Source organism: Pseudomonas sp. ML2-2023-6, from assembly GCF_037055265.1.
In the GTDB taxonomy this organism is placed as follows: domain Bacteria; phylum Pseudomonadota; class Gammaproteobacteria; order Pseudomonadales; family Pseudomonadaceae; genus Aquipseudomonas; species Aquipseudomonas kulmbachensis.
In genome coordinates, this window is record NZ_CP146347.1 from 2,396,426 (window position 1) to 2,415,156 (window position 18,731).

At 56.2% G+C, this 18,731-nt stretch carries 15 protein-coding genes; 11 read left to right on the top strand and 4 right to left on the bottom strand.

The window, feature by feature from the left end; all coding sequences use genetic code 11:
- Positions 1-15 precede the first annotated feature (15 nt).
- On the bottom strand, positions 16-804 hold the full coding sequence (locus tag V6L79_RS11210; RefSeq protein ID WP_261741560.1) for a VacJ family lipoprotein: 789 nt from the start codon (positions 802-804) through the stop codon (positions 16-18).
- Complete coding sequence (locus V6L79_RS11215; RefSeq protein ID WP_338580235.1) at positions 797-2,095, bottom strand: serine/threonine protein kinase; 1,299 nt, start codon at positions 2,093-2,095, stop codon at positions 797-799. Before V6L79_RS11215 ends, V6L79_RS11210 begins: the two co-directional genes overlap by 8 nt.
- 230 nt (positions 2,096-2,325) lie before the next feature.
- Between V6L79_RS11215 and V6L79_RS11220 the strand changes: the two genes are divergently transcribed.
- On the top strand, positions 2,326-2,688 hold the full coding sequence (locus tag V6L79_RS11220) for a hypothetical protein (RefSeq protein WP_321836068.1): 363 nt from the start codon (positions 2,326-2,328) through the stop codon (positions 2,686-2,688).
- A gap of 66 nt (positions 2,689-2,754) precedes the next feature.
- Here the strand turns inward: V6L79_RS11220 and V6L79_RS11225 are convergent, their stop codons facing one another.
- Complete coding sequence (locus V6L79_RS11225) at positions 2,755-4,305, bottom strand: beta (1-6) glucans synthase (RefSeq protein ID WP_321836069.1); 1,551 nt, start codon at positions 4,303-4,305, stop codon at positions 2,755-2,757.
- 291 nt (positions 4,306-4,596) lie between these two features.
- On the opposite strand from V6L79_RS11225, the gene V6L79_RS11230 reads away from it, so the two are divergent.
- The 3 genes from V6L79_RS11230 to V6L79_RS11240 all read left to right on the top strand — a co-directional run bounded on the left by V6L79_RS11230 (position 4,597) and on the right by V6L79_RS11240 (position 7,643).
- The gene (locus V6L79_RS11230; protein ID WP_261742396.1) at positions 4,597-5,454 is read left to right on the top strand and encodes a glycine betaine ABC transporter substrate-binding protein; all 858 of its coding nucleotides are present in this window, start codon (positions 4,597-4,599) and stop codon (positions 5,452-5,454) included.
- A 222-nt stretch (positions 5,455-5,676) separates the two neighbouring features.
- Positions 5,677-5,988: a DUF485 domain-containing protein gene (locus tag V6L79_RS11235; protein WP_261741564.1), complete on the top strand. Its 312-nt coding sequence runs from the start codon at positions 5,677-5,679 to the stop codon at positions 5,986-5,988.
- Positions 5,985-7,643, top strand: coding sequence for a cation acetate symporter (locus V6L79_RS11240; protein WP_261741565.1), 1,659 nt, complete (start codon positions 5,985-5,987; stop codon positions 7,641-7,643). The genes V6L79_RS11235 and V6L79_RS11240 overlap by 4 nt, the downstream gene beginning before the upstream one ends.
- A 260-nt stretch (positions 7,644-7,903) precedes the next feature.
- Here the strand turns inward: V6L79_RS11240 and gltA are convergent, their stop codons facing one another.
- On the bottom strand, positions 7,904-9,193 hold the full coding sequence (gene gltA / locus V6L79_RS11245; protein ID WP_261741566.1) for a citrate synthase: 1,290 nt from the start codon (positions 9,191-9,193) through the stop codon (positions 7,904-7,906).
- Positions 9,194-9,543: 350 nt separating this feature from the next.
- Here gltA and sdhC point away from each other — a divergent pair, with 350 nt between their 5' ends.
- The 7 genes from sdhC (at position 9,544) to lpdA (ending at position 18,677) form a co-directional block, all read left to right on the top strand.
- On the top strand, positions 9,544-9,930 hold the full coding sequence (sdhC, locus tag V6L79_RS11250) for a succinate dehydrogenase, cytochrome b556 subunit (protein ID WP_261741567.1): 387 nt from the start codon (positions 9,544-9,546) through the stop codon (positions 9,928-9,930).
- Complete coding sequence (sdhD, locus tag V6L79_RS11255) at positions 9,924-10,292, top strand: succinate dehydrogenase, hydrophobic membrane anchor protein (protein ID WP_003446906.1); 369 nt, start codon at positions 9,924-9,926, stop codon at positions 10,290-10,292. The genes sdhC and sdhD overlap by 7 nt, the downstream gene beginning before the upstream one ends.
- Before the next feature lie 3 nt (positions 10,293-10,295).
- Complete coding sequence (gene sdhA / locus V6L79_RS11260; RefSeq protein WP_261741568.1) at positions 10,296-12,071, top strand: succinate dehydrogenase flavoprotein subunit; 1,776 nt, start codon at positions 10,296-10,298, stop codon at positions 12,069-12,071.
- Between the two features lie 11 nt (positions 12,072-12,082).
- Positions 12,083-12,787 carry a succinate dehydrogenase iron-sulfur subunit gene (locus tag V6L79_RS11265; protein ID WP_261741569.1) on the top strand — a complete coding sequence of 235 codons (705 nt, stop codon included), beginning with the start codon at positions 12,083-12,085 and terminating at the stop codon, positions 12,785-12,787.
- Positions 12,788-13,047: 260 nt separating this feature from the next.
- Positions 13,048-15,879 carry a 2-oxoglutarate dehydrogenase E1 component gene (locus tag V6L79_RS11270; protein WP_261741570.1) on the top strand — a complete coding sequence of 944 codons (2,832 nt, stop codon included), beginning with the start codon at positions 13,048-13,050 and terminating at the stop codon, positions 15,877-15,879.
- A gap of 41 nt (positions 15,880-15,920) precedes the next feature.
- A complete protein-coding gene (odhB, locus tag V6L79_RS11275; RefSeq protein ID WP_261741571.1) occupies positions 15,921-17,135 on the top strand; it encodes a 2-oxoglutarate dehydrogenase complex dihydrolipoyllysine-residue succinyltransferase in 1,215 nt (404 codons plus the stop codon).
- 105 nt (positions 17,136-17,240) lie between these two features.
- Positions 17,241-18,677 carry a dihydrolipoyl dehydrogenase gene (lpdA, locus tag V6L79_RS11280; protein ID WP_261741572.1) on the top strand — a complete coding sequence of 479 codons (1,437 nt, stop codon included), beginning with the start codon at positions 17,241-17,243 and terminating at the stop codon, positions 18,675-18,677.
- The last annotated feature ends 54 nt before the right edge of the window (positions 18,678-18,731 follow it).

Consider the following 18,731-nt stretch of genomic DNA (forward strand, 5'->3'; position numbering starts at 1 on the left):
ATTTTGCCTGTGTGGTTACTCGGCGATCTGCAATTTACGCGCTTCGGTGTAGATATAGCGCAACTTGTCGTACTCAAACGGCGAGTCGAACTGGCCATAGCGGAAGCTGGTGTTGTAACGCTTGTCGACAGCGCCCAGTACCCAGATCTCGGGGTGGCGGGTGCTTTCGTGAGGTACGTTGAGGAAGTTGATTTCCTGGTTGACGCCAAAGTCGACCGCCAGACCGGTGGTGTCACGCAAGTTCGACGGCCCGAGGATAGGCAGCATCAGATAAGCGCCGCCCGGTACTCCATAAAAGCCCAATGTCTGGCCGAAGTCTTCGCTTTGGCGCGGCAGGCCCATTGCCGTAGCCGGGTCCCACAGGCCGCCAACACCCAAAGTCGTGTTGAGCAGCAGGCGCCCTGTAGTTTCCAGAGAACGGTGGCCCTTGAGTTGCAACAGGCTGTTGAACAGGTTGGGTACATCACCCAAGTTGTTGAAGAAGTTACTCACGCCTGTACGCAGAAAGCTCGGCGTAACATAGCGATAACCGTCGACCACCGGCAGGAACACCCACTGGTCGAAGCGGTAGTTGAAGTGGTAGATACGGCGGTTGAGTGACTCCAGCGGGTCATACACATTGAGCGCGTTCATGGTGGCGCGTTCGAACTCGCGCTGATCCAGGCCCGGATTGAACTTGAGCAATTTCAACGGTTGGGTAAAGCCGTCGATATCCGGCGTCAGCTCCGTGTGGGCCTTGCTGTTATCCGCTTGGGCGAAGCCTGCGCTGAGCAGGGCGGCAAGAAGCAATAGTTGTTTAGCCACGGAAAAACTCCAGCATAGCGTCAGCGTTGACTCGGTAGTTGAGGTTGCCGCAGTGGCCGCCATACGGATAAACCGTCAGGCGATTGCCGAAGGTCTTACGCAGAAACCCCAGGTCGCCAGGGCCCAGGATGATGTCGTCAGCGTTATGCATGACGGCAATTTTCGGGCTGTTTTTAAGGTAGTCCTGGAGCGCGTACAGGCTGACTTGATCGATCAGTTGCAACAGGCTGCCGCCATCAGTTTTGGCGCGCCACATGGGAATCACTTGCTCGGTCAGGTAGCAGTCGAAGTCACACTGCAACGAACGCTTGAGAAACGGCGTAAGGCTGGTGCCTTCGGTGATCGGGTAGTTCGGCGGAGTGATCAGGCCTCGGCGGTTGATCAGGTCCGAGGTGAACACGATGTCGGCCGACGAAAAGCGGAACACGGTGCCGATCAGCATTGCCATCTGCTCGTTGCTCAGGCGCTCCTTGGAGTTTTGCAGGTCATAGACCAGGGCCGCATTCAGGTCTACACGGCCTTTGTCCTGGAAGTAGCGGGTCAGCTTGTTCAGCACCAGTTCGTAGAAAGTGGTCGTGTTGTTGATGCCTTTGACTTCTGTTTGAACCAGCCTGTCGAGGTTGCTGATGGAGGTGAACAGGTTGACCGGCGGGTTGAGCATCAACACCTTTTTGAAGTTGAAGCTTTTGCGGATTTCATCCAGGTGGCTGACGAAAGCTGCATCCAGCGCTCCCAGGCTATAGCCTGCCAGGTAGTAGTCGGTTACGGGGAGGCTTGCCTGTTGGGCGCGTACGGCTTGCATCACGTGATACAGGTCTTCGGCGTCGTACTGGCTGATGCCTGGTGTAGCCAAGCGTGAGGCTGCACTCATAAAGTCATAGCTGGTGGGTGATGACAGCTGAACGACGTGATAGCCCTCTTGGTAGAAGAGTTTTTTCAAGTATTCATTGAGGCTGCTGTCATAAGCCGCGCCGGTGCCTGCAATCAGAAACATCAGTGGCGCCGGATGATCCTGTTTGGCCATGCGGTAGGTCAGCTTTTTCACGGCCCAAAAATTGGCGGGCAGAGTGAATTCGCGTTCGGGGCGCAGGCTGAGGGTGTAGTCCGACTGGTTGATGTCATCTTCGGCGGGCAGCAGGGGGCGCATGTCCGGCGGAGTGGTGGCAATCGTGGCTTCAAACGGATTGGTAATCGGGTAGCCATACGTTGCGGGGTCGACATCGACCGCCTGTGCGGACGCACTCAAGATAAGGCCGCCCAGTAAGGCAGCGAGGGGCAGAGAACGAAGCATGAAGACTATCCCTAAAAAGGTGCGGAAATGATTCGCAGGCTATGACCACAGGGCTAGTGCTGAAGTGCCGTATGGCGGCACTAAATAAATCCCCACAGAGTCGCAGGCAGGCAAAAGGCTACCCAACGATACACGTTGAATGACTTTAGTTAACAGATATCTGATTGCAAGGCTTGCATAGACGAGGATGGAGATTAAGCTGGGCGCCGCTTTTGTCTATCGGAGTTTTTATGCGACCTCGTTTGCCGTTGATCTTGCTGCTTATCGCCCTGCCTGTGTGGCTCGTGGCCAGTTATGGGCTGCGATACGGCTTGATGGAAGACCCGCAGTGGGTGGGCACGTGTGTTGCTGAGGCTGCGCGCTGGGAATGCCAGTTGCGCTCCAACCTGGGGCTGTTGATCCATTTCCGGGTGATGGGCTGGATCGCGTTGGTACTGTCGATTGTCGCGTTCTTTGTGCGCGGACGGGTCGGCAGCGCGCTGGCGGTACTGGCCTTGTTGTTCGGCTTGCCGGCGCTGGCATTGTATAACGCCAGCCTGGCGGTGTTTGCGGTGGTGATTGCAGGGCTGCGATTGGTGCGGGCAGCCAGATAAGAGTTTGTACGATCAGTTGTGGGAGCGAGCCGGCTCGCTCCCACAAGGGGTAATGCTAAAAGGGTGTTATGCGCGCTTGCGCACGCTGCGCCACAGAGCCATCACCATCAGTACGCTCACCAATGCCCATGTCCACGCCTGCTCATTGATCAGGCCCTCGCGGTACAGCTGCACCGGAATGCCCGCGCCTATGATCAATGCCAGCAGCCCGAATTCGCGGCGTGGGCCGGTTACCGGGCGTAGCAGGTAAACCAGTGCAGGCAATAGCAGCGCTGCACTCGGGAAGCTGCGGTAGCGCGGTTCAAATACCAACCCAAGCATCATCACGGCACCGGCAAAACCGGCCGCAGCCAGCCACCAACCCGCACGCCGCTCCAGCAAGTTGAACAGGCGTTCGCGCCAGCCGTCTTTCTGGCCAAGGGCCAATGCGCCATGGGTCAGTACGATCAGGTTCAGGCCAACCAGTAAGCCAGCCCATAGCCACTCGCCAGCAAAGCGGCTGGTGACTGACGCCAGCTCGGCCCAGGCCACGATGCTGCATCCCGCCACAGCCCCCAGTGCTGGCAGCAATAGCGCGGCGCGAGTTGAACGAACCCGCCCGCCAATCAGCAGCGTGCCCAGAAACAGGGTGGCGCCAAGACCTAGCCACACAGGCCAGTGCGGCAGGTTGGACACGGGCCCGGCGAGGATGCCCTTGTCCTGGCGATCGGCATCAAACAAACCCCAGTAACCCCCAACAGCACCTTCGCTGCCACGCTTCCAGGGTTGGTCGAACGCTTCGATCAGGTTGTATTTCCAGCCGTTCTGTTCGGCTAGCGTGACAAAGCCACGAATGAATTTCGCTTCGTTGACCCGGCTCGGCAGGGCGGTTTCACGCTGGCGACCTTCGCTGGGCCAGCCGGTTTCGCCGATCAGAATGTCTTTAGGGGCAAACTTGTTGCCGAACACCTGACGGACCTGCGCCACATGGTTCACTGCCTGATCAATGCCCGCTGGGTCATCTTCCCAGTAAGGCAGCAGGTGGATGGTCAGAAAGTCCACTGCCGGAGCGATTTCCGGGTGTTGCAGCCAGAACTCCCAAACATCTGCGTAAGTGACGGGTTGCTTGACCTGGCTTTTAACCTTGCCGATCAGCTTGACCAGTTGCGGGGCTGTTATTTCTTTGCGCAGCAGGGCTTCGTTGCCGACGATAACCGCGCTGACCACGTCTGGATTGGCGTTGGCCGAGGCGATCAGGGCGTCGACTTCCTGTTCAGTGGCGACAGGGTCGCTGCTGACCCAGGCCCCGATCATCAGTTTCAGGCCGTGCTTGCGTGCCAACTCCGGCAGGGCTTCAAGGCCTGCCTGGGAGTAGGTGCGAATACATTGAAAGCGCGTGGCGAGCAATGCCAGGTCTGCGTCCATGCGTTCGGCGCGCGGTACGAAAGGCTGGTCGAAGGGGGACTGGTCCTTGTCGAACGGCGTGTAGGACGCACATTGCAGCTTGTGGGTCGGTGTCGCGGCATCGGGCAAAATTACCGGTTGGCCAAGGCCGTACCAGAAGCCGGCAATGGCAAACACGCCCAGTAAGCAGGCAAACAGATAAGGCAGCACGGGGAAGCGGGCAGTCGCAGACATGGTCAGGCCGTATGGGAGCAAAGCCGCGCATCTTACCTGCAATTGAGCCGGTTCAGCGCCCGCGTATAATTTTGACATGCAAAGTTCAGGCAGTCTTGCGGGCAAAGTGCCGGGGTTCCAACGGGGTATGGTCGCAATGTCGTTGGTTGCTGCCTGGAAGTCGTCGTCAGAGCATGACTGTCGGCAGTCGAGGTTGATTATCACGGTGCAGGTTAAGCAGGGGGTACAAACCCTGCACCAACCCTGATGTGGCCCGGCACTCGTCGGGCCCGGCACTGTGGGGAATCAAAGATGAAGATGCGACGCCTTTTGAGCGCGGGAGCAGCCTTGGTGCTGGCGATGAGTGCGGGTTTGGCAAGCGCTCAGAGCAAGCCGACCCTGAATATTGGTTATGTTGATGGTTGGTCCGATAGCGTGGCGACTACCCATGTAGCGGCCGAAGTTATCAAGCAGAAGCTGGGTTATGACGTGAAACTGATGCCGGTAGCAACCGGGATCATGTGGCAGGGCGTGGCGACGGGCAAGCTGGACGCGATGCTGTCCGCCTGGCTGCCGGTGACTCATGGCGAGTACTGGGCCAAGAATAAAGACAAGGTTGTCGATTATGGTCCGAACTTTAAAGACGCAAGAATTGGCCTGATCGTTCCGGAGTATGTAAAGGCACGGTCCATTGCCGACCTGAAGGGCAGCAGCGAGTTTAAAAACAAGATTGTCGGCATTGATGCCGGCTCAGGTGTGATGCTCAAGACCGATCAGGCAATCAAGGATTACGACCTGAAGGGTTACAAGTTGCAAGCCAGTTCAGGGGCTGCCATGACTTCTGAGTTGGGGCGCGCTTATGCCAAGAATGAACCCATCGCAGTGACCGGCTGGGTGCCGCACTGGATGTTTGCCAAGTGGAAGCTGCGCTTTCTCGATGATCCGCAGGGCGTGTATGGCGCTGCAGAAACCGTTAATAGTATCGGCAGCAAGGAACTGGATAAAAAAGCCCCTGAAGTAGCGGCGTTTTTGCAGAAGTTTTCCTGGGATTCAAAAGATGAGATTGGCGAGGTAATGCTGGCTATTCAAGAGGGTGCAAAACCTGAAGCTGCGGCCAAGGAATGGGTCGCTAAACATCCGGAACGCGTTGCTCAGTGGACCGCTAAATAATCGCGAAGTGTCTGGGTCGCAGTACACAAGACCGTTTGGCGTTTACGCCAGGCGGTTTTTGCATTTATGGGCGGTTGTGCTAGCGGTCATCGTCCTTGCAGGCTAGAGAAATCGGGGGCTACAGCAAATTGGGGCTCTACTACTAAAGTCGTCTGGAATTGAATCAGCAGCGCCCTAATAGTGAAAGCGTTCCATTTCATCTGTGCTGCGAGGACAAAAATAATGAACGACAGCATTTACCTCTCGATTCAAAACAGCCCGCGCTTCAAGGAGCTGGTTAAAAAAAGAGAACGATTCGCCTGGATTCTCTCGGCAATCATGCTCGGGTTATATGCCGCCTTTATCCTGTTAATTGCTTATGGGTCGCACATCATGGGGGCCAAGTTGACCCCTGATTCGTCTATTACCTGGGGTATTCCGATTGGTGTGGGGCTGATTGTTTCAGCCTTTATTCTGACGGCAATCTATGTACGCCGGGCCAATGGTGAGTTTGACGCGCTGAACAATGCAATTCTCAAGGAGGCGGGGCAATGATCAGGCGTCTATTGGCAACACTGGGCATCGCTGCCCTTGCACCAGCGGTTTGGGCGGGGGAGGCCCTGACTGGCGAAGTGCAAAAACAACCGCTTAATATTGCCGCGATCATCATGTTCGTTGCATTTGTTGGCGCCACGCTGTGCATTACTTACTGGGCATCGAAGCGTAACAAGTCGGCAGCCGACTATTATGCAGCTGGCGGCAAAATCACAGGGTTTCAGAATGGTCTGGCGATTGCGGGCGACTATATGTCCGCCGCCTCCTTTCTGGGTATTTCCGCGCTGGTCTACACCTCTGGCTACGATGGCCTGATCTATTCGATCGGCTTCCTGGTGGGCTGGCCCATCATCCTGTTCCTGATAGCAGAGCGTCTGCGCAACCTGGGCAAGTACACCTTTGCTGACGTGGCGTCGTACCGTCTGGGGCAAGCCCAGATTCGTTCGTTGTCAGCGTGCGGTTCGCTGGTGGTGGTTGCGTTCTACCTGATCGCGCAAATGGTGGGTGCCGGTAAGCTTATCCAGTTGCTGTTCGGCCTGGATTACCACGTAGCGGTGATCATGGTGGGCATCCTGATGTGCCTGTACGTGTTGTTCGGCGGCATGCTGGCAACCACATGGGTGCAGATCATCAAGGCGGTACTGTTGCTGTCCGGTGCGACGTTCATGGCCGTGATGGTAATGAAACACGTCAACTTCGACTTCAATGCGCTGTTTGCTGAAGCGGTCAAGATTCACCCTAAAGGTGAGGCGATCATGAGCCCGGGCGGGCTGGTGAAAGATCCAATTTCTGCGTTCTCTCTGGGCCTGGCATTGATGTTTGGTACTGCTGGCCTGCCACATATCCTGATGCGCTTCTTCACCGTGAGTGATGCGAAAGAAGCTCGCAAGAGCGTGTTGTACGCAACCGGCTTTATTGGCTACTTCTACATCCTGACCTTCATTATCGGTTTTGGCGCGATCATCCTGGTGAGCACCAACCCTGCATTCAAAGACGCTGCTGGCGCCTTGCTGGGTGGTAACAACATGGCGGCCGTGCATCTGGCTGATGCGGTAGGTGGCAGTATCTTCCTGGGCTTTATCTCGGCAGTGGCGTTCGCCACCATCCTGGCGGTGGTTGCGGGTCTGACCCTGGCTGGTGCTTCGGCGGTGTCTCACGACCTGTATGCCAGCGTGATCAAGAAGGGCAAGACCAACGACAAGGATGAGATTCGGGTTTCGAAAATCACCACCATTGCATTGGCAGTGTTGGCGATCGGCCTGGGTATCCTGTTTGAAAGCCAGAACATCGCGTTCATGGTGGGCCTGGCGTTCTCCATCGCGGCTAGCTGCAACTTCCCGGTACTGCTGCTTTCCATGTACTGGAAAAACCTGACCACTCGCGGTGCGATGATTGGCGGCTGGATGGGGCTGGTGAGTGCGGTAGGCCTGATGATTCTGGGGCCGACCATTTGGGTGCAGATCCTGCATCATGAAAAAGCGATCTTCCCTTACGAGTACCCAGCACTGTTCTCGATGATCATTGCGTTCGCGGGTATCTGGTTCTTCTCTATTACTGACAAGTCCAAGTCAGCAGAGAAAGAGCGTGCGTTGTTCTTCCCGCAGTTTGTGCGTTCGCAGACCGGTCTTGGGGCGAGCGGGGCGGTGGATCATTAATCAGCGGTAGGCGTTATGTGTAAAGCAATCCCCCTGTCGTGAGGCAGGGGGATTTTTTTGTGTTGAGGTTTGTGTGGGGGCGGGCTTGCTCGCGATGGCATCACTGCGGCCTGTCAGGCGAGCCACGGCGATACCATCGCGAGCAAGCCCGCTCCCACAGCAGTCAGTTCTGCACAGGGTTAAAACGGCGCAAAACAAAAACGGCCTCTATATATAGAGGCCGTTTTGTTTGCAGCTAAGACTATATCGTGGGATATGCCTTACTTGCGGTCTTCCAGTTTGGTCAGGTCACGCTGCTCGTAGCCGGTGTACAGCTGGCGTGGGCGGCCAATCTTGTACGGGCTGGAGAGCATTTCTTTCCAGTGCGAGATCCAGCCGACTGTACGCGACAGAGCGAAGATCACGGTGAACATGCTGGTTGGAATGCCGATCGCCTTGAGGATGATCCCCGAGTAGAAGTCGACGTTCGGGTACAGCGAGCGCTCGATGAAGTACGGGTCGGTCAGTGCAATCTCTTCCAGACGCATGGCCAACTCAAGTTGCGGATCATTTTTGATCCCCAGCTCTTTAAGTACTTCGTCGCACGTCTTCTTCATGACTGTGGCGCGTGGGTCGCGGTTTTTGTAAACGCGGTGACCGAAGCCCATCAGTTTGAATGGATCGTTCTTGTCCTTGGCCTTGGCGATGAAGGTGTCGATGTTCGAAACATCGCCAATTTCGTCGAGCATGGTCAGCACGGCTTCGTTTGCGCCGCCGTGGGCAGGGCCCCACAGTGCAGCGATGCCAGCGGCAATACAGGCGAACGGGTTAGCACCCGAAGAACCCGCCAGACGCACGGTGGAGGTCGAAGCATTCTGTTCGTGGTCAGCGTGCAGGATAAAGATCTTATCCATTGCCTTGGCCAGTACCGGGCTGATCGGTTTGATCTCGCACGGCGTGTTGAACATCATGTGCAGGAAGTTTTCGGCGTAGGTCAGGTCGTTACGCGGGTACATCATGGGTTGACCCATGGAGTACTTGTAAACCATCGCTGCGAGGGTTGGCATCTTGGCAACCAGACGGATCGCGGAAATTTCGCGATGCTGCGGGTTATTGATGTCCAGGGAGTCGTGGTAGAAGGCCGAAAGGGCGCCGACTACACCGCACATGACCGCCATCGGGTGGGCGTCACGACGGAAGCCGTTGAAGAAAGTCTTCAACTGCTCGTGAACCATGGTGTGGTTCTTCACGGTGCTGACAAATTGAGCCTTCTGCTCTGCAGTCGGCAGTTCGCCGTTCAGCAGCAGATAAGCGGTCTCAAGGTAGTCAGAGTGTTCAGCCAGCTGTTCAATCGGGTAGCCGCGGTGGAGCAGGATACCGTTGTCACCATCAATATAGGTGATCTTCGACTCGCAAGATGCAGTCGACATGAAGCCAGGGTCAAATGTGAATCGGCCCGTAGCCGTTAGGCCGCGCACATCGATTACATCGGGACCCACGGTGCCAGTTAAAATGGGCAGCTCGACGGGGGCTGCGCCCTCGATGATCAACTGCGCTTTTTTGTCAGCCATGTGGCCTCCTATTTATGCTTGAAATCATCAGACAGACCCCCCACGCAGGGCCCGCACCACTATAGTGAGATAAATTTGAATGTCAATTTGCCTAAAGTCTTGCTGTACAAGGCTTTGAGAAGCATTTTTTCGCGAATATCCCAGCCGTTTACGCCTTTTATAGCCTAAGCGCAATGCGCTATTAGGGGGAGGTGTTTGCGTTGTCATTAGTGACCTAACTGTCTATACTCGGCAGCCGACCGCCAGGGGCTTTTGGGCCTGTTTAGATGGGGGTCGTCACTCCCGGGTGGTGGGTACCTGACCAGTGCGCATCCCAACAAACTTGCCCTGATTGTTAGGGGCTCTTCAGTGTGAAAAAAGCCGTGAATAGCCAACGACCTGTAAACCTAGACCTAAGGACCATCAAACTCCCCATCACCGGCGTTACGTCATTTCTGCACCGTGTATCGGGCATTATTCTTTTTCTCGGCCTGGGCATCATGCTTTATGCATTGAGCAAATCCCTGGGTTCCGAAGAAGGTTTTGCCGAGGTGAAGGCATGCTTGACCAGTCCGCTGGCCAAATTCGTTGCGTGGGGCCTGCTCTCTGCCTTGCTGTATCACTTGGTTGCCGGTGTGCGCCACTTGATCATGGACATGGGCATCGGTGAGACGCTTGAAGGCGGCCGACTGGGCTCGAAAATCGTAATCGCCATTTCCGTGGTGATGATCGTTCTGGCGGGAGTTTGGATATGGTAACCAGCGTTACGAACCTATCGCGTTCGGGCCTCTATGACTGGATGGCACAACGTGTGTCTGCGGTCGTTCTAGCGGCTTATTTCATTTTCCTGATCGGATACCTCGTTGCGAACCCTGGCATTGGCTACGCCCAATGGCATGAACTGTTTGCAAGCAACTGGATGCGTATCTTCAGCCTGCTGGCCCTTGTTGCTCTGGGCGCACACGCCTGGGTAGGCATGTGGACCATCGCGACCGACTACCTGACGCCAATGGCGCTTGGCAAGTCCGCGACAGCAGTACGTTTCCTCTTCCAGGCAGTCTGCGGCGTTGCAATGTTCGCTTACTTCGTCTGGGGTGTGCAGATTCTTTGGGGTATCTGATTCATGGCTAACACAGTTAATACACTTTCGTTCGACGCCATCATTATTGGCGGCGGCGGTGCTGGCATGCGCGCTGCTCTGCAGCTGGCACAAGGTGGTCACAAGACTGCCGTAATCACCAAGGTTTTCCCGACTCGTTCGCACACCGTATCGGCTCAGGGTGGCATTACCTGCGCGATCGCGTCTGCAGATCCAAACGATGACTGGCGCTGGCACATGTACGATACCGTCAAGGGTTCCGACTATATCGGTGACCAGGACGCTATCGAATACATGTGTTCCGTAGGCCCGGAAGCCGTATACGAACTTGAACACATGGGCATGCCGTTCTCCCGTACTGAACAGGGTCGCATCTACCAGCGTCCTTTCGGTGGTCAGTCCAAGGACTTCGGTAAAGGCGGTCAGGCTGCCCGTACCTGCGCTGCAGCCGACCGTACCGGTCACGCGCTGCTGCACACCCTGTACCAGGCCAACCTGAAGGCTGGCACTGTATTCCTTAACGAATACTACGGTGTCGATCTGGTGAAGAACGAGGCTGGCGACTTTGTCGGCATGATCGTTATCTGCATCGAAACAGGCGAAACCTCTTACGTTCGCGCTAACGCCACCGTATTGGCGACTGGCGGTGCAGGCCGTATCTACTCGTCCACTACCAACGCTCTGATCAACACCGGTGACGGTATTGGCATGGCGCTGCGTGCTGGCGTGCCGGTACAAGACATCGAAATGTGGCAGTTCCACCCAACCGGTATTGCCGGCGCCGGTGTACTGGTTACAGAAGGTTGCCGTGGTGAAGGTGGATACCTGATCAACAAGCACGGTGAGCGTTTCATGGAGCGTTACGCTCCGAACGCTAAAGACCTTGCTGGTCGTGACGTTGTAGCTCGCTCGATGGTTAAGGAAATCATCGCGGGCAACGGTTGCGGTCCAGATGGCGACCACGTAATGCTGAAACTCGATCACCTGGGTGAAGAAGTTCTGCACAGCCGTCTGCCAGGCATCATGGAACTGTCCAAGACCTTCGCTCACGTCGATCCAGCCGTAGCGCCGATCCCGGTTGTTCCAACTTGCCACTATATGATGGGCGGCGTTGCCACCAACATTCATGGCCAAGCGATCACTCAGGACGCTGATGGCGTTGATACCATCATCCCTGGCCTGTTCGCAGTGGGTGAAGTGGCGTGCGTATCGGTACACGGTGCCAACCGTCTGGGCGGCAACTCGCTGCTTGACCTGGTGGTGTTCGGTCGTGCTGCAGGCCTGTTCCTTGAGCAGACCCTGAAAGAAGGCGTTGATTACGCTCGTCCTCGCCAGTCCGACATCGACGCTGCCCTGGCACGTCTGGACGGCCTGAACTCGCGTACTGACGGCGAAGACGTAGCTACCCTGCGTAAAGAGCTGCAAAGCTGCATGCAGAACTACTTCGGTGTATTCCGTACTGGCGAATACATGCAGAAGGGTATTGCCCAGCTGGCTGATCTGCGCAAGCGCATCGCCAACGTGAAAATCAACGATAAGAGCCAGGCGTTCAACACGGCCCGTATCGAAGCCCTTGAGCTGCAAAACCTGCTCGAAGTGGCTGAAGCAACTGCAATCGCTGCTGAAGTTCGTAAAGAATCGCGCGGTGCTCACGCCCGTGAAGATTTCGAAGATCGTGATGACGTTAACTGGCTGTGCCACACCCTGTACTTCCCGGGTGAAAAGCGCGTTGCCAAGCGAGCCGTAAACTTCTCGCCGAAAACCGTCCCGACCTTTGAACCCATGATTCGGACTTACTAAGGGTGGCCGATATGTTGAAAGTCAGTGTTTATCGCTACAACCCGGACCAGGACGCTGCGCCGTTCATGCAAGAGTTTCAGGTCAATACCAATGGTAAAGACCTGATGGTGCTGGACGTGCTGGCGCTGGTTAAAGAGCAGGACGAGGGTTTCTCCTATCGTCGCTCTTGCCGTGAGGGCGTTTGCGGCTCCGACGGCATGAACATCAACGGCAAAAACGGCCTGGCGTGTGTAACGCCGCTGTCCGCTGTCGTTAAAGGCAACAAGCTGATTGTTCGTCCATTGCCAGGTTTGCCGGTTATCCGTGACCTGGTCGTCGATATGAGCATCTTCTACAAGCAATACGAAAAAGTTAAGCCGTTCCTGCAGAACGATACTCCGGCTCCGGCCATTGAGCGTCTGCAATCGCCAGAAGAGCGTGAAAAGCTCGACGGTCTGTACGAGTGCATCCTGTGCGCTTGCTGCTCGACCTCGTGCCCGTCCTTCTGGTGGAACCCGGACAAGTTCCTGGGCCCTGCTGCACTGCTGCAAGCCTATCGTTTCCTGGCTGACAGCCGTGACACCAAGACCAGCGAGCGTCTGGCTTCACTGGATGACCCGTTCAGCGTATTCCGCTGCCGCGGGATCATGAACTGCGTAAACGTGTGTCCGAAGGGCTTGAACCCGACTAAGGCCATTGGACACGTGCGTAGCATGCTGCTGCAAAGCGGCGTGTGATCCAAAGCTGTAACGCAGGACCGCTGTAACCGTAGATGCTACGGCGCAGGCTTCAACCGGCGCCGTAGTTTTAACCTGAGCAACAGCTCATAAAGCTGCGGCTCTTATTTTGAAGAAATGAGACCAGCAGGGGCATCCGGGCTGGTACCCGGACTATCAGCGTGATCCTAAGTGGCTTGTTTTAGTCGCTGTATTCGGACTTTCTCAAGCGTGCTCTGGTGTTCTCGTCGATGGTGTCCCCTAACCGAGGGTGACCAAGCATGCAAGAAAGCGTGATGCAGCGCATGTGGAACAGCGGCTATCTTTCAGGTGGTAACGCTGCCTATGTGGAAGAGCTCTACGAGCTCTACCTGCACGACCCTAACGCTGTGCCAGAAGAATGGCGCACCAAATTTCAGACGTTGCCCGCTGACGGCAACTCTGCCAACGATGTTTCGCACTCCACAATCCGCGATCATTTCGTGCTGCTGGCAAAGAACCAGCGCCGCGCCCAACCGGTTTCCGCCGGGAGCGTGAGCAGTGAGCACGAGAAGAAGCAGGTTGAAGTGCTGCGATTGATCCAGGCCTATCGGATGCGCGGCCACCAGGCAGCCCAGCTTGATCCGCTGGGGCTGTGGCAGCGTCCTGCACCTGCAGACCTGTCGATCAATCATTACGGCTTGACCAATGCCGATCTTGATACGACCTTCCGTGCCGGCGACCTGTATATCGGCAAAGAGGAAGCGAGCCTACGCGAAATTCTCGAAGCGTTGCAGCAGACATATTGCCGCACCATCGGCGCAGAGTTCACGCACATCGTCGATTCCGAGCAGCGCCACTGGTTTGAACAGCGCCTCGAAAGCGTACGCGGCCGTCCAGCGTATTCGGCTGAAGTCAAAGGCCATCTGCTTGAGCGCGTCACTGCTGCTGAAGGTCTGGAGAAGTACCTGGGTACCAAATACCCGGGCACCAAGCGTTTCGGCCTGGAAGGCGGCGAAAGCCTGATTCCTTTGCTGGACGAGCTGATCCAGCGTTCGGGCAACTACGGCACCAAGGAAATCGTTATCGGCATGGCCCACCGTGGCCGTCTGAACGTATTGGTGAACACCTTCGGCAAAAACCCGCGCGAGCTGTTCGACGAGTTCGAAGGCAAGAAAAAAATCGAGCTGGGTTCCGGTGACGTTAAATATCACCAGGGCTTCTCCTCCAACGTCATGACCTCCGGTGGCGAAGTTCACCTGGCAATGGCGTTTAACCCGTCCCACCTGGAAATCGTTTCTCCAGTGGTTGAAGGGTCTGTACGTGCTCGCCAGGACCGTCGTAACGACAGCACCGGCGAAAAGGTACTGCCGATTTCCATCCACGGTGACGCTGCATTCGCAGGTCAGGGCGTGGTCATGGAAACCTTCCAGATGTCGCAGACTCGCGGCTTCAAGACTGGCGGTACGGTTCACCTGGTCATCAACAACCAGGTTGGCTTCACCATCAGCAATCCGGAAGACTCGCGTTCTACCGAGTACTGCACTGACGTCGCGAAAATGATTCAGGCCCCGATCCTCCATGTAAATGGTGATGATCCGGAAGCCGTATTGTTCGTGACCCAGCTGGCTATCGACTACCGCATGCAGTTCAAGCGTGACGTCGTGATCGACCTGTTCTGCTACCGCCGTCGCGGTCACAACGAGGCCGATGAGCCAAACGGCACTCAGCCGCTGATGTATCAGCAGATCGCCAAGCAGCGCACTACCCGTGAGCTGTATGCCGAGCGTCTGACGCAAGAGAAAGTGGTAGACGCAGAGCGCGTTCAGGCCAAGATCGACGAATATCGCAACGCGCTGGACAACGGTCTGCATGTTGTGAAAAGTCTGGTCAAAGAGCCTAACAAAGAGCTGTTTGTAGACTGGCGCCCATACCTGGGTCACGCCTGGACTGCTCGTCACGACACGCGTTTTGATCTCAAGACCCTGCAAGAACTGTCGGCCAAGCTGCTGGAAATTCCAGATGGCTTCGTGGTTCAGCGTCAGGTTGCGAAGATCTACGAAGACCGTCAAAAAATGCAAGCCGGCGGCCTGCCGATCAACTGGGGTTATGCCGAAACAATGGCATACGCAACCCTGCAGTTCGAAGGTCACCCGATCCGCATGACGGGTCAGGACATTGGTCGCGGTACGTTCTCGCACCGTCACGCCGTGTTGCACAACCAGAAAGATGCTGGCACCTACATTCCTCTGAAGCACCTGTTCGAGGGTCAGCCACGTTTTGACCTGTACGACTCGTTGCTGTCGGAAGAAGCAGTATTGGCGTTCGAATACGGTTACTCGACCACCACGCCAGAGGCGCTGGTGATCTGGGAAGCCCAGTTCGGCGACTTCGCCAACGGCGCCCAGGTTGTAATCGACCAGTTCATCACCAGCGGTGAGCACAAGTGGGGCCGTCTGTGCGGTCTGACCATGTTGCTGCCACACGGTTATGAAGGTCAGGGCCCGGAGCACTCCTCTGCACGTCTTGAGCGTTACCTGCAATTGTGCGCTGAGCACAACATTCAGGTGTGCGTACCAACAACTCCTGCACAGATCTACCATCTGCTGCGCCGCCAGGTTATCCGTCCGCTGCGCAAGCCGCTGATCGTCCTGACACCGAAGTCGTTGCTGCGTCACAAATTGGCAATCTCGACCCTGGAAGATCTGGCCGAAGGTTCGTTCCAGACCGTTATTCCGGAAATCGATGCGCAAGATCCGGCGAAAGTCGGTCGCATCGTGCTGTGTAGCGGCAAGGTCTACTACGACCTGTTGGAAAAACGCCGTGCCGAAGGTCGTGATGACATCGCCATCGTGCGTCTTGAGCAGCTGTACCCGTTCCCTGAGGACGACTTGATTGAAGTCCTGGCTCCGTACAAAAACGCCAAGCATATTGTTTGGTGTCAGGAAGAGCCGATGAACCAGGGTGCCTGGTACTGCAGCCAACACCACATGCGCCGCATCATTGGCGGTCACGACAAGTCTCTCGTACTTGAGTACGCGGGCCGTGACGCTTCTGCTGCACCTGCTTGTGGTTACGCATCGATGCACGCTGAGCAACAGGCAAAACTGTTGCAAGACGCGTTCACTGTTTAACGCCTTCGCGCACTGAAACCGAATTTAAGGAACCAAAGAACATGGCTATCGAGATCAAAGCCCCAACATTTCCGGAATCGGTTGCCGATGGCACCGTTGCCACCTGGCACAAGCAACCGGGCGACGCTGTAAAACGCGACGACCTGATTGTTGACATCGAAACCGACAAGGTTGTGCTGGAAGTACTGGCTACAGCTGACGGCGTTCTGGGCGCTATCGTCAAGAACGAAGGCGACACCGTTCTGTCCGACGAAGTTCTGGGCTCCATCGTTGAAGGCGGTGTTGCTGCTGCCCCAGCCGCTGCTGCACCGGCCGCTCAGGCTGCTGCTCCTGCTGCTGATGGCGAAGACGATCCTGTTGCTGCTCCTGCAGCTCGCAAGATCGCTGAAGAAAACGGCATCAACATCGCTTCCGTTGCCGGTACTGGCAAAGGCGGTCGTGTGACCAAGGAAGACGTAGTTGCTGCTGTTGCTGCCAAAAAGGCCGCTCCTGCTGCTGCGCCGGCCAAGGCCGCTGCTCCTGCCGCTGCTGCTCCGGTATTCGCTGTTGGCGACCGCGTAGAAAAACGCGTTCCGATGACCCGCGTTCGTGCCACTGTGGCCAAGCGTCTGGTTGAAGCTCAGTCGAACATGGCGATGCTGACCACTTTCAACGAAGTGGACATGACTGAAATCATGGCACTGCGTTCGAAGTACAAGGACCAGTTCGAGAAGGCCCACAACGGCGTACGCCTGGGCTTCATGTCGTTCTTCGTCAAAGCTGCTACCGAGTCGCTGAAACGCTTCCCGGCTGTGAACGCTTCGATCGACGGTTCCGACATCGTTTACCACGGCTTCGCCGACATCGGTGTTGCTGTATCCAGCGACCGTGGTCTGGTGGTTCCGGTTCTGCGTAACGCCGAACTGATGAGCCTGGCTGAAATCGAAGGCGGTATCGCTGCTTACGGCAAGAAAGCCCGTGACGGTAAGCTGTCGATCGACGAAATGACCGGCGGTACCTTCACGATCACCAACGGTGGTACTTTCGGTTCGATGATGTCGACCCCGATCGTTAACCCGCCGCAAGCCGCGATCCTGGGCATGCACAACATCCTTCAGCGTCCAATGGCAATCAACGGTCAGGTAGTTATCCGTCCGATGATGTATTTGGCTCTGTCTTACGATCACCGCTTGATCGACGGCAAAGAAGCTGTAAGTTTCCTGGTAGCAATCAAAAACCTGCTGGAAGACCCAGCTCGTCTGCTGCTGGATATCTAATAGAAGCAGCTGCAAGCTTCAGGTGACAAGCTGCGAGAAAAAGCAGCTTGGCTTGGGCTTGCAGCTTGCAGCTGACAGCTTGTAGCTAATAGAGGATCTATTTTCATGTCTCAGAAATTTGACGTTGTAGTGATTGGTGCGGGCCCTGGCGGCTACGTTGCAGCCATCAAGGCCGCGCAATTGGGCCTTTCGACTGCTTGCATCGAAAAATACACCGACAAGGAAGGCAAACTGGCTCTGGGCGGTACTTGCCTGAACGTTGGTTGCATTCCATCCAAGGCGCTGCTGGACAGCTCCTGGAAGTATCACGAAGCCAAGGATGCATTTGCTATCCACGGCATCACCACCGGTGAAGTGAAGATGGACGTAGCTGCGATGGTTGGCCGTAAAGCCAACATCGTTAAAGGTCTGACTTCCGGCGTTGCTACCCTGTTCAAGGCTAACGGTGTTACTTCCCTGCAAGGCCACGGCAAACTGCTGGCCGGCAAGCGTGTTGAACTGACCAAGCCAGACGGCAGCGTTGAAATCATCGAAGCCGAGAACGTGATTCTGGCATCGGGTTCGCGCCCAATCGACATTCCACCGGCTCCAGTTGATAACAACGTGATCGTTGATTCGACCGGCGCACTGGAATTCCAATCCGTACCTAAGCGTCTGGGCGTTATCGGCGCTGGTGTTATCGGTCTGGAACTGGGTTCGGTATGGTCCCGTCTGGGCGCTCAGGTAACTGTTCTGGAAGCTCTGGACACGTTCCTGATGGCTGCTGACGCTGCCGTTTCGAAAGAAGCCTACAAAACCCTGACCAAACAAGGTCTGGACATCAAGCTGGGCGCTCGCGTAACCGGTTCCAAGGTTAACGGCGAAGAAGTCGTTGTGACCTACACCGACGCCAACGGCGAACAGACCATCACGTTCGACAAGCTGATCGTAGCCGTGGGTCGCCGTCCGGTGACTACCGAACTGCTGGCAGCTGACAGCGGCGTGACCATCGACGAGCGCGGTTTCGTGTTTGTTGACGATCATTGCGCCACCAGCGTACCGGGCGTATTCGCCATCGGTGACGTGGTTCGCGGCATGATGTTGGCTCACAAGGCTTCGGAAGAAGGCATCATGGTTGTTGAGCGCATCAAAGGTCACAAGACCGAGATGAACTACGACCTGATTCCATCGGTTATTTACACTCACCCGGAGATCGCGTGGGTAGGTAAAACCGAACAGGCCTTGAAAGCTGAAGGCGTTGAAGTTAACGTCGGCACCTTCCCGTTCGCAGCCAGTGGCCGTGCCATGGCAGCAAACGACACCGGTGGCTTTGTTAAAGTCATTGCTGATGCCAAAACTGACCGCGTACTGGGCGTCCACGTGATTGGCCCGAGCGCTGCAGAGCTGGTTCAGCAGGGCGCTATCGGTATGGAATTCGGCACTAGTGCCGAGGATCTGGGCATGATGGTTTTCTCCCATCCAACCCTGTCCGAAGCGTTGCACGAAGCAGCGCTGGCTGTGAATGGCGGTGCCATCCACATTGCCAACCGTAAGAAACGTTAATACCAGACAATAAGAAACCACGGCGGTTTGCCCGTCGTGAGCCTTGCTAGCAAG